Source organism: Porphyrobacter sp. ULC335, from assembly GCF_025917005.1.
Taxonomy (GTDB): domain Bacteria; phylum Pseudomonadota; class Alphaproteobacteria; order Sphingomonadales; family Sphingomonadaceae; genus Erythrobacter.
In genome coordinates this window covers 2922236-2933991 of sequence record NZ_CP078091.1, presented here as the reverse complement: position 1 = coordinate 2933991, position 11756 = coordinate 2922236, and the positions used below count along the sequence as shown (strand labels likewise).

Here is an 11756-nt window from a genome sequence, read left to right as displayed (position 1 = left end):
CTATCCCCTCGCTGCCAGCAGGCGTTCAGCCAGCGCGTGATCCTCCGGCTTGTCGACGTCTACCCCCATGCGTCCGTCCGAAAGCAGCACCGGCGCCGCGCTGGCTCCCAGCTTTGCGCCCGCAGCCGCCAGGGCCTCGTGCACCGTCATGCGCCGCAGCAAGAGACGCGCCATCAGCACGGGACCGAAATGCGAGGCGAGCCGCAGCACCGATTTGCGGTCCTGTTCGACCCGCTCCCAGAATCGGAGCGCATTTTTGGCAGCCGGTGCGTTGAGGGCAAACAGGTTCGCGCCGGTATAGGCCCCGCCCTTGAAGGTCAGCCACGTCCGGCGGTTGGGGCCGACGGCCGCTTCGAGCCGGGCGCGTTCGACCATCGCGACGCTGACGTCGCTTGTGCCTGCCCCGGCGATGAATTCCCGGATGGTGGCGGGGGTGAGCATGACATTGTCGGCGGTCGTCACCAGCACCGGCAGGCCGATGGCGGGATCGCGCACGGCATCGCGCACCGAACCGCTGATGGTGCGGCCCGAAACGCGGGCGGTGATGCGCGGTTCGGCGGCCGCCCAGGCGAGATCCGGATGCCTCAGCAATTCGGGCGCGTTCTGTGCCAGCACCACGATTTTCCCGATTTCCGGCGTATCGGCGAGCGCCATCAGCACCCGGCCCAGCATCAATTCGCCCGCGACCGGGATCAGCGCCTTGGACTCAATCCCGAAGCTCGCGGCGAGCTTGTCCACTCCCGGACGCTGTCCGGCCAGCACCAGCGCGGTCCAGCCGGGCGGAACATGGGTCATGGGGGGAGAACCTCGGGCGTACAGTGGGGGCGGGGCGACGCTTCCCCTTTCAGACGCCGCCCACCTTTGTCAAGAATCGCCCGCTTTGGTCATGCCGCCATGGGCGCGGGACAATACTGCTTCAGGTAGTCACCATGCCCCGGCATATGCTGGACGAGATAGCGGATCGATTGCTCCATCTCGTTCACTTCGGTGCTCAGCTTGGCCGGGTCGATCGCGTCGGCCATGGCATTGTGGCCGCCCATGCTGATCCCCTGACCCATCATCACCGCCGCCCAGCTGGTCTCGGTGAACAGCTCGTCCTCCTCGCGGAAGATCTGGCCGTTGGCCTTGAAGATCTCGACCTTTTCCTTGAGCGTGTCAGGCACCTCCATCGTCCGCACATAGTTCCAGAAGTCGGTGTCGGTGCGCTGGGTGGCGTTGTAGTGGAGGATCAGGAAATCGCGGATGCGGGCATATTCGCGGCCCGTCAGGCGGTTGAAGGTATCCTCGTGCACCTGCGTGACCCCGTCGAGCGAGAGCAGCGAGATCAGCTTGTCGATCCCGGTGTTGATAAGGTGGATCGAGGTCGACTCCAGCGGCTCCATGAAGCCCGCTGCGAGACCCAACGCGACGACATTCTTGTTCCAGAACTTCTTGCGCCGCCCGGTGGTGAAGCGCAGCCAGTTGGGTTCGGCCTGCGGCTTGCCTGCGATATTGCCGAGCAGGATGTCGAGCGCCGCCTGATCTTCCATATAGCTGCTGCAATAGACATGGCCGTTGCCGTTGCGGTGTTGCAGCGGCACCTGCCATTGCCAGCCTGCGGCATGGGCGGTCGCGCGGGTGAAGGGCGGCGGCGGGCTGCCATCCTCGCGCAGGCAGGGCAGGGCGACCGCGCGGTTGCAGGGAAGATACTGGCTCCAGTCGTCATAGCCGGTCTTCAGTGCCTGTTCGATCAGCAAGCCCCGGAAGCCCGAGCAATCGATGAACAGATCGCCCGCGAACTGGCGGCCATCATCCAGCGTCACGCCGGTGACGAAGCCGCTCTCCGCGTCCAGCGCGACATCGGCGATCTTGCCTTCCTGTCGTACCACCCCGCGCGTTTCGGCAAAGCGGCGAAGGAAGGCGGCATAGCGTCCCGCGTCGAGGTGATAGGCGTAATTGACCGGCGGCAGATCGTCGCGCTGGTAATCTTCGGTGCGGGCGAACTTGCCGAAATAGGCGGCCATGGTCTCAAGGTTGAAGACCTGGATCGGGCGCTTGTCCCCGCCTTGCGCCATGCGGTGCCACACATGGTGGAAGCTGATCCCGCTCATCGTGTAGCCATAGGCGCCGAAGGGGTGGATGTAGCTGTCACCCAGATTGCCCCAGTTTTCGAACTGGATACCGAGTTTGAAGGTGCCGCCGACCTCGGCGAGCATTTCGCGCTCGTCGATGCCGAGCAGCTGGTTGAACCCGACAAAGGGTGGAATCGTTGCCTCACCGACACCGACTGTGCCGATGCTTTCGGATTCGATCAGCGTGATTTCCACAGCCCGGCCGGCCTTGATGCGCGAAAGTGCCGCCGCCGCCATCCAGCCCGCGGTCCCTCCGCCGACAATGATAATCCGCTCTATTGTCACGTTTTCCTCGATCCCAGTCGGGCCTCTGCGGGCCATTCGCGCGCGGGGCATGCCGCATCCTTACCTGTTGCCAGAATGCAATATGAACCGGAGATTACAAGTCTTGAGAACGCTCTCAAGATGCGCTAGAACCCGATTGCAGCCCGTAGCGTCAGGCACAAGACTGTCGCGCGGCATGGGGAGAGACTGACATCATGAAGATCGCACCGCTCGCGCCGCGTCGGCGTCTGTTCGCACTCGGCACGGCCTCCGCGCTGGCCATCGCCGCCACCAGCCCCGCTCTGGCGCAGGACGCCGCGGCTGACGATCAGGACGCTACCGATGAGGTTGCCGAGGATTCGGGGGAGACGATCATCGTCACCGGCTTCCGCGCCTCGCTGGAATCCGCGCAGAATATCAAGCGCGATTCCGACACCTTCGTCGATGCCGTCACCGCCGAAGACATCGGCGCGCTGCCGGATCGTTCGGTTGCCGAAACGCTCCAGCGCATCCCCGGCATCACCATCGGCCGCTTCGAAAAGACCACGGACCCTGACCGTTTCTCGGTCGAAGGCACCGGCGTGATCATCCGCGGCCTGCCCTTTGCGCGGTCGGAACTGAACGGCCGTGACATCTTCTCCGCCACCGGTGGCCGCGAACTCAGCTTCAACGATGTCTCGCCCGAACTTCTCGGCCGGGTCGAGGTGTTCAAGAACGTCACCGCCGACATGATCGAAGGCGGACCTTCGGGCACGGTCAATCTCGTCACCCGCAAGCCGCTCGACAAGCGCGGCACGCATATCGCCGGCACGCTTGAGGCAAACTATGGCGACCTGCGGCAGGAATGGTCGCCGGGCTTTTCGGTGCTGGGTTCGACCACCTACGAAAACAATGCCGGTTCGCTCGGCTTCCAGCTTTCTTATGCCAAGTCTGAACTGCTGAGCCGCACGGATGCCTCGCAGGTGGCAGACCCTTGCTACCGCCCTGCCAGTCTCAACGGGCCGTGCATCCGCGCGCAATCCGTGGGTTCGGGCGGCTTTGTGGGCAATCCCAACTTCACGGCCGGAAACTTCCCTCCCGATGGTGCGGTGCTGGTGCCCAAGGGCGCCGGGGTGCGCACCACCGATCTCGATCGCGACCGCGAAGCATGGTCGGCGGTTGTCCAGTACGAAGATCCCACCGGCAACTTCATCGCCACCTTTGAATGGCTGCGTGCCGAGGCGGGCTTCCAGTCCGAAGAATTCGCGCTGATCTCGCGCGTGGATGATGAAGGTCTGTTCCCTGTCGCGGCGGCTGGCAGCACGTTGCAGTTCGACGAGAACGGGTTTTTCCAGAAGGGCATTCTGACCCAGCGTCCGGGTGATGCCTATGCCACGCCGTTCGGTCGCGGCGGTATCCCGCTGGATTCGCTGCGTTTCGTTCGTGACACCAAGACGACGACGCAGGACTTCTCGTTCGACGTCAAGTGGAACATCACCGATCGCTTCCGGGTCAATCTCGAAGCGCAGAACATCTCGTCGGACCTGTCGCGGGATTCGGTGTTCGGGGCGCTCAGCACCTTCGCCAATGTCGACCTCGACCTGACCGGGCGCGTTCCGCAGGTGAACTTCCTGGCACCCCCGGGCGCGCCTGCCGATTACTTCACGGCCGGCCGCGACAGCTATTACTGGTTCGGCCTCGACAGCCGTGAAAAGAACGAAGGCGAATTGCAGAGCCTGCGCTTCGATGCCGAATACGACATCAGCGACACGGGCTTCTTCCGGGCCGCGCGGTTCGGTGCGCGCTGGGCCGAGCGCGATCGCACCACGCGCAACACCAATTTCAGCACGTGGGGCAACCTGTCGGCTGTGTGGGCTGGCCGCGCTGGCTGCGCCCCTTGGGGTGAAGGCAGTGGCTGTAGCCCCACTGCACCGGGAGTTCTGGTCTACCCCGATTTCGATCCGGGCCGCCGCTTCCCCGCCCAGAACACCAACGGCTTCGTGCCCGGCCGTTATTACACCGGCCTTCCGGGGCAGGAATTCGCTATCGCTGGCGGCGCGTTCGTGGATGATTTCCCGAACTTCGCGCAGTATCGCACCCCGTTTGGCGATAACTTCCAGCGTGGCGGGACTGCGCCCATCCAGAATGGCGGCGCGTTCTATTTTGGCGGGGATGATTTCCTCGGTGAATATCTGGCGGGCGAGACTGACCGCCAGTTCGAGCAGATCCAGAATTTTGGTCTCTCTCCCGAACGCTTCAACTACGGCGTCAACGGCCGCGTGCGGGCCGATGCGATCACGGGCGCACCCGTGCCGTGCGACATCGAAGGCGTCTATTGCCCCGGTGAAGTCTCGGTCGTCACCGAAGTGACCAAGGCCGCCTATGCCCGCGTCGATTTCGGGCATGACTTCGGCAACGGCTGGAACGTGGACGGCAATATCGGCCTGCGTTACGTCGAGACCGAGGTCCAGACTCAGGGCCGGATCGGTCTGCCCGACCCGCGCCGCTTCGATGACCCGCGAAACGGCTTCGCCAACGGCGACGGGATCGTCCAGGTTTCGGAAATCGCGGGGGCCTGTGCTGCCCCGCCGACCCCGGGCGTCCTGCGCGGCTTCTGCAGCCTTTCGCCTGCGCGACAGGCGGAGTTTGCAGCAGCGCACACCGGCGAAGAAGTCATCGATAACCGTGACATCACGTTCGAACATTGGCTGCCCAGCTTCAATGCCAAGCTCGACGTAGGCGGCGGGCTGCTGTTCCGTGTCGCGGCATCCAAAAACATCTCGCGCCCCGATCTCCAGCTGTTCCGCGCTGGTGGCGGGATCGGCGACAATACCAACGCACTGCAGATTGCAGGGGCGCAGGCGCTCGCCACCGGTCCGCTGTTCGCCCTGCAAACGGGCAACCGCAACCTGCTGCCGGTGTCGGTCTGGAACTATGACATGTCGGTCGAATGGTATTTCGACACGGTCGGCTCCGTCACTCTGTCGGGCTTCGTCAAGGACGTGTCCGGGTTCATCGACAACGGCTTCAGCCTCGTCGATTACGAAGCCAGCGTGCCGCTGGAGATTGTGATCGACGGTCCGGTCAACTCGCAGGACGGGATCCTGAAGGGCTTTGAACTGGCCTATCAGCAGACCTACGACTTCCTGCCCGGCTTCCTGAGCGGGCTGGGGACGCAACTCACCTACACCTATGTCGACGGCAGTGATTTCTCCAACCCCCGGTTGACGGGTGTGGGGGCGCCATCGGTCACCACCGGTGCCAACCGCCTGAACGCTGGGGCCTTTGTCGCCGGTCAGCCGCTGGCGGGGATTTCCAAGCATTCGTTCAACGCCACGGTCTTCTACGAGAAGGACTGGCTGTCGATGCGTGCGGCCTACAACTGGCGTTCGGAGTTCCTGATCACCCCGCGCGACGACATCTTCCCGTTCTCGCCGATCTGGCAGGAAGATTCCGGGCAGCTTGATGCCTCGATCTTCGTCACGGTGATGGACGGGGTGAAGCTGGGTGTGCAGGGCGTCAACCTGCTCGACGAAATCACCCGCACCAGTCAGGTCGTCGATTTCGACGGCAATCGCGTGACCCGTTCGGCGTTCCGCAACGACCGGCGTTATACCTTCCTCGCCCGCTTCGACTTCTGACGGGAACGACAACATGACAAAGGCAGGGCTGCTGAAGGCGGGGACGCTGACAGCGGCCCTGCTGCTTTTGGGGGCGGCGCCACCCGCGCCCGAACAGGCCATCGCACCGCGCGAAGGGGCGGGGTGGGAGTTGGTGTGGGCCGACGAGTTCGAAGGAACCGCGCTTGACCGTACCAAGTGGACGCCCGAGGTTTCGTGCTGGGGCGGCGGCAATGCCGAGCGCCAGTGCTATACCGACCGGCCCGAGAATATCGCGGTCGAGAACGGGATGCTGCTGCTGAAGGCGCGCAAGGAGCGCTTTGCCGGCCCCGCGCGCCCGCCAGAGATTGCCGACAATCCCAACCCCACTCTTGTCCAGTCCCACACCTCGGGCAAGGTGCGCACCATCGGCCTTCACGCCTGGCGCTATGGCCGGATCGAGGCGCGCGCGCGCGTGCCGGCGGGGCAGGGCACCTGGCCCGCGATCTGGATGATGCCTGACAATCCCGCCTATGGCCAATGGCCGCGATCGGGCGAGATCGACATTCTCGAAGCGGTCAATATCGGCGCGAAGTGCAAGGTCTGCGAAGGCGGCAAGGGCGAGAACCGCACCATCAGCGCGCTGCATTTCGGCGATTTTTCGCCGCAGAACCGCTTCGTCGATCACCGCAACACACTGCCCGGCCTTGCCCTGCCTTCGGACGATTTCCACGTCTATGCGGTGGAATGGGGAGAGGGGCTGATCCGCTTCCTCGTCGATGACCGGGTGCACCTCACGGTGACGGCCGACCAGTGGAGCACCGCGGCCCAGAGCGCCAAGGGCAACCCCGCCGCGCCCTTCGACCAACCGTTCTACATCATGGCAAACCTTGCCGTGGGCGGGCGTTTGTCGGAAGAAAACAATGCCAAGGGGCTTGCCGCGAAGAGCTTTCCCGCGCAATTCGCAGTGGATTGGATAAGGGTTTACCGCTGCGCCAGCGACCCTGACACGGGGCGTGCGTGCATCCGGTAATCTGGACGGGAATCAACGGGCAATGGCGCGGGTGCGCAAGACAGTCACAATCAGGGACGTCGCGGAGGATGCGGGGGTCTCGCTCCAGACCGTAAGCCGGGTGGTGAACGGTGGCCCCAACGTGCGCCCGCAATTGCGCGACAAGGTGCGCGCCTCGATCGAGCGGCTGGGTTACGTCCCCAGCCTTGCGGCGCAACGGATGAGCGGATCGCGCTCCTACATCATCCTTGCCATCAACGACCGCGAGCGCACGCTGGCCGACTGGCGCGAACGGCGCGGGACGGACTGGGTCGACCAGATGTTGCTCGGCGGGATTTTGACCTGTTCCAAGCATGGCTACCGGATGATGGTCGAACTGGTCGACACGCATTCCGATCATGTCGAGCGCGAGCTGGGCGCGGCGCTTTCCGCGTTGCAGCCCGACGGTGTGATCCTCACACCCCCGCACTCGGAAAACCGCCTGATCACCGAACTGCTGGCCGAACGGGGCATTCCCTTCGCGCGAATCGGATCGGACGCTCCGGGGCCGGGTTTTGCGCTGACGATGGGCGATGCGGGCGCGGCGCACCTTGCCACCACCCGCCTTGCCGAATTGGGCCACCGCCGCATCGCGATGATCGCCGGGCCTTCGCAATACAGCCTGTCCGGCTGGCGGATCGAGGGCTGGAAACGCGCTCTGGCCGAGGCGGGCTTGTCGCATGAGGGCCTGCTGGAAGTGGGCGACTTCGGTTATGAGAGCGGCACCCGCGCGGCGCGCGCGCTGCTTGATCGCATGCCCGATTGCACCGCGATTATCGCCTCGTCCGACCAGATGGCTCTCGCCGCGTTGGAAGTCGCCCGCGACAGGGGGCTCAGCGTTCCGCACGATCTGTCGCTGATTTCCTTCGACAACACCCCGATCGTGCGTTTCACGCAGCCGCCGCTCACCGCCATCGATCAGCCGATTGCCGAAACGGTCGCCCGCGCGGTCGAACAGCTCATCGCACGAGGGCCAGACGGGCACGAGGACGCGGTGATCGAAGTTGCGGCAGGACTGGTCGAGCGTTCCTCAACGGCGCCGCCGCCCGCTTCGCCATCGGACCGGGCTTGAACGCCCCCCAGGCCGCTGAGCCCCCCGAACGCCAGCCCCGCTGGTTCCTCGCCCTGTTCGCGCTCGCCGCTGCGGGGGGCGCGGTCGCCTATGTCCCGCTGCTCACCGTACTTCTGCCGCAGCGCATCGCCGATCTGCAAGGCGGAGAGGACATCGCAGCGCTGGCGCAGGTGACCTTCCTTGGTGCGGTGATGGCGAGCCTTGCCAACATCGCGGTCGGGATGCTCAGTGACCGCACCCGCGTGCGCCGTCCGTGGATCATCGCGGGGCTGATCGCGTCCAACGCCCTTCTGCTGGTGGTGGGCGAGGCCGGATCGGTGCGCGAGCTGGTGGTGCTGGTGATGGTCTGGCAGGTGGCGCTCAACCTGATGCTCGCCCCGCTGATGGCCTGGGCGGGAGACTGCTTTCCCGATGAGCAGAAAGGCGTGCTGGGCGGGGCGCTGGCCTTGTCCCCCGCGCTGGGGGCGCTGGCGGGATCGCTGGTCACCTATGCCGGGCTGGTCGAGCCGGGGGCGCGGCTGATGCTGGTCGCCCTGCTGGTGAGCGCGCTGGTGCTGCCTGCCGTATTGTTGGGGGGAGGGCGCGAGCGTCCTGCGCTGATGGCGCCCGCCGAGACCGCCGGGCCGTTTGCCGTGCGCGACCGGGTGGTGCTGCGGATGTGGGCCGCGCGCCTGCTGGTGCAGGTGGCCGAGGGCGGGATGTTCGCCTTTCTCCTGTACTGGCTGCGCTCGATCGCGCCCGGTTATCCCGAACACGGCGTCGCCAATATCTTCAGCGCGGTGCTGGTCTGTGCGGTGCCGCTGTCGCTGATCCTCGGGCGCTGGTCTGACCGCAACGCGAGGCCGGTACGGCCGCTGGTGGCGAGTGCGATATTGTGTGCCGCCGGGATGCTGGTGATGGCGGCCGCGGGCACGCTGGCATGGGCGATTGCGGGCTATGTGCTGTTCGCGGTGGCGGCGGCGATTTTCCTCGCTCTGCACGCCAGCCAGACCTTGCGCGTGCTGCCCGCCCCGCAAAACCGCGGGCGGGATCTGGGCGTGTTCAACCTTACCAACACCGTGCCGGGGATGGTCATGCCCGGTTTGACGGTTATGCTGGTGCCGCAGTTCGGCTATGCCGCGCTGTTCGTGCTGTTCGCGGGTCTTTCGCTGACCAGCGCGGCGCTGCTCGGACAGGTTTTTCGGCGTGCCTGAGCCCCGCGCTTGACGCTTGCCAAGATGGGCGCGCGGCGGCATAGCTTGATAACGTTCTCAAAAGAATACTACGGGTCTGGGAGGGTCTGGCGTGATGGCGCGTAACGGGTTGGGTCGGCTGGCGTGCGGCGCCGCGCTGGGTGGGCTTCTGGCGGGGTGCAGCGTCGCACCCGAGGTACAATCGGCCAGCGCGCCGGTGGTGGCCGCTCCTGCGGCGAACAGCCCGGAAGCCTTGCTCGCGGCGATGAGTATCGAGCGCAAGGTCGCGCAGATCATCCAGCCCGACATCGGCTCGATCACCCCTGCCGACATGCGCCAATACCGCTTCGGCACGATTCTCAACGGCGGCAATTCCGGCCCCTATGGCAATGACAAGGCCCCCGCGGCGGACTGGCTGAAGCTGGCCGACGAATATTGGGAAGCCTCCACCGCGCCGCTCCCCGATGGTGAGCCCGCAATCCCCGCGCTGTGGGCGACCGATGCGGTGCACGGCCATGCCAATGTGCCGGGCGCGACGGTCTTTCCGCACAACATCGCTCTGGGGGCGACCTTCGACACCGATCTGATCCGCCGCATCGGCGCGGCCACCGCGGTCGAGATTGAAGTGACAGGGCTCGATTGGACCTTCGCGCCCACCGTCGCGGTCGCGCGCGACGCGCGCTGGGGCCGCACCTACGAAAGCTATTCGGCCAACCCCGAGCTTGTCACCCGCTACGGCGCGGCGATGATCGAAGGGTTGCAGGGCCGCGCAGGCGCGACCGGCTTCCTCGGGCAGGGCAAGGTCGCTGCCACCGCAAAGCATTACTTCGGTGATGGCGGCACCGCGCAGGGCGTCGATCAGGGGGACGTCAACGGCGACCTCAAGGAACTGATGGCCATCCACGCCGCGCCATACCCCGCCGCGATCGACGCGGGCGTGGCCAGCGTGATGGCCAGCTTCAACTCGATCAATGGCACCAAGATGCACGGTAACAAGCCGCTGCTGACTGATGAATTGCGCGGCAATCTCGGCTTCGAGGGGGTCGTGGTCGGAGACTGGAACGGTCATGGCCAGATCAAGGGCTGCACCAATTCCGATTGCCCGCAGGCGCTGCTGGCTGGCCTCGATGTCTATATGGTGCCCGAGGACTGGAAGGCGCTTCATGCGTCGCTGGTGCGGCAGATCAAGGACGGGACGATCCCGATGGCCCGCCTCGATGAAGCGGTGCTGCGGGTGCTTCGGATGAAGCAGGCGCTCGGCATTCTTGATGGCGAAGTGAAGCCCTCCGCGCGCACCAATGGCGGCAAGTGGGAGCTGCTCGGATCGCCAGACCACCGCGCGCTGGCCCGCGAGGCGGTGGCAAAATCGCAGGTGATCCTCAAGAATGCGGGCGTATTGCCGCTGAAGGCTGGCGCGCGGATCGAGGTGGCCGGGGCCGCTGCCGACAACATCCCGCAGCAAGCCGGTGGCTGGTCGGTGACGTGGCAGGGCGGGGGTGATCTGACTGCTGCGGACTTCCCCGGCGCGACCTCGATCTGGAGCGGGATTGCCGCCGCGGCCAAGGCCGCTGGCAGCGAAGCTGTGCTCGCGCCCAAGGGCAGTGCTGCGAGCAAGCCCGACATCGCCATCGTCGTCTTCGGCGAGCAACCCTATGCCGAATTCGTCGGCGACCGGAAGGATCTCGCCTTCCGCGACGAGGAGGGACTGAACCTCCTCAAGGCGTATCGCGCGCGCGGGATCAAGACTGTCGCCGTGTTCCTGTCGGGCCGCCCCTTGTGGGTCAACCGCGAGCTCAACGCGGCTGATGCCTTTGTCGCTTCGTGGCTGCCGGGCAGCGAGGGAGCCGGCGTGGCCGACGTGCTGTTCGGCGCCGTCCAGCCCAGCGGGCGGCTCTCGTTCAACTGGCCCGGCGTCTGCGAAGGCGGCGGCGTCCATCAGGGCAAGGACACGCTGTTCGGCATGGGCTACGGGCTACGCTACGATGCCCCATCGCCGGCGCTGTTTCCTGCAGACGAGACCTGCGCTGCGCTCACCCATGATGCGGGTGCGACATGGTTCGCCAATGGCAAGCTGGGCGCGCAGGTGCAGGCGGTTGCCGATAATGCGCTGCTCCCCGATCTGCGCGGCGCAGGCAACGGCGTGGTCGTCACCGGTGTCGACCGCAAGGCGCAGGAAGATGCACGCCGTATCGCCTTCGGCCCCGGCACCAAGCTCAGCCTGACCGGGCCGGACAGCGGCGCGGCGTGGCGTATTTCCTATCTGGTCAGCAGTCGTCCCGCAGGGCCGGTCACGGTGACGGCGGGCGGCCAGCCGCTCGACATCACGCAGGGGCTTTCCGTGGCCGAGGGCAAGGGCTGGCGCGAGATGGTGCTGACACCCGCATGCCTCGGCAGCGCGGGTGGCAAGCTCACCTTCTCCTCCGTAGCCCCCTTCGCGTTCCAGATCAGCGAGATCACCCGCGACGACAGCGCGGCGACGGCGGAGTGCTCGTTCTAGAGCACGCCTCC

The 11756-nt window shown here is 65.7% G+C and carries 7 protein-coding genes; 5 read left to right on the top strand and 2 right to left on the bottom strand.

The window, feature by feature from the left end; all coding sequences use genetic code 11:
* Both KVF90_RS14065 and KVF90_RS14060 read right to left on the bottom strand, forming a co-directional pair.
* A complete protein-coding gene (locus tag KVF90_RS14065) occupies positions 1–795 on the bottom strand; it encodes an NTP transferase domain-containing protein (protein ID WP_264392198.1) in 795 nt (264 codons plus the stop codon).
* Between the two features lie 89 nt (positions 796–884).
* The gene (locus tag KVF90_RS14060) at positions 885–2447 is read right to left on the bottom strand and encodes a tryptophan halogenase family protein (protein ID WP_264392197.1); all 1563 of its coding nucleotides are present in this window, start codon (positions 2445–2447) and stop codon (positions 885–887) included.
* A 143-nt stretch (positions 2448–2590) separates the two neighbouring features.
* Between KVF90_RS14060 and KVF90_RS14055 the strand changes: the two genes are divergently transcribed.
* The 5 genes from KVF90_RS14055 to KVF90_RS14035 all read left to right on the top strand — a co-directional run bounded on the left by KVF90_RS14055 (position 2591) and on the right by KVF90_RS14035 (position 11745).
* Positions 2591–5995, top strand: a complete 3405-nt coding sequence (locus tag KVF90_RS14055) for a TonB-dependent receptor plug domain-containing protein (RefSeq protein ID WP_264392196.1) — start codon at positions 2591–2593, stop codon at positions 5993–5995.
* 13 nt (positions 5996–6008) lie between these two features.
* Positions 6009–6986, top strand: a complete 978-nt coding sequence (locus KVF90_RS14050) for a glycoside hydrolase family 16 protein (RefSeq protein ID WP_264392195.1) — start codon at positions 6009–6011, stop codon at positions 6984–6986.
* A 22-nt stretch (positions 6987–7008) separates the two neighbouring features.
* Entirely contained in the window at positions 7009–8076 is a 1068-nt protein-coding gene (locus tag KVF90_RS14045) for a LacI family DNA-binding transcriptional regulator (RefSeq protein ID WP_264392194.1), read from the top strand.
* The gene (locus KVF90_RS14040; RefSeq protein ID WP_264392193.1) at positions 8073–9269 is read left to right on the top strand and encodes an MFS transporter; all 1197 of its coding nucleotides are present in this window, start codon (positions 8073–8075) and stop codon (positions 9267–9269) included. Before KVF90_RS14045 ends, KVF90_RS14040 begins: the two co-directional genes overlap by 4 nt.
* 94 nt (positions 9270–9363) lie before the next feature.
* On the top strand, positions 9364–11745 hold the full coding sequence (locus KVF90_RS14035) for a glycoside hydrolase family 3 protein (RefSeq protein WP_264392192.1): 2382 nt from the start codon (positions 9364–9366) through the stop codon (positions 11743–11745).
* Positions 11746–11756 lie beyond the last annotated feature (11 nt).

Coding starts and splice junctions, on each gene's coding strand:
- KVF90_RS14065 (WP_264392198.1), bottom strand. CDS start 795: ATGACCCATGTTCCGCCCGGCTGGACCGCGCTGGTGCTGGCCGGACAG.
- KVF90_RS14060 (WP_264392197.1), bottom strand. CDS start 2,447: ATGCCCCGCGCGCGAATGGCCCGCAGAGGCCCGACTGGGATCGAGGAA.
- KVF90_RS14055 (WP_264392196.1), top strand. CDS start 2,591: ATGAAGATCGCACCGCTCGCGCCGCGTCGGCGTCTGTTCGCACTCGGC.
- KVF90_RS14050 (WP_264392195.1), top strand. CDS start 6,009: ATGACAAAGGCAGGGCTGCTGAAGGCGGGGACGCTGACAGCGGCCCTG.
- KVF90_RS14045 (WP_264392194.1), top strand. CDS start 7,009: ATGGCGCGGGTGCGCAAGACAGTCACAATCAGGGACGTCGCGGAGGAT.
- KVF90_RS14035 (WP_264392192.1), top strand. CDS start 9,364: ATGGCGCGTAACGGGTTGGGTCGGCTGGCGTGCGGCGCCGCGCTGGGT.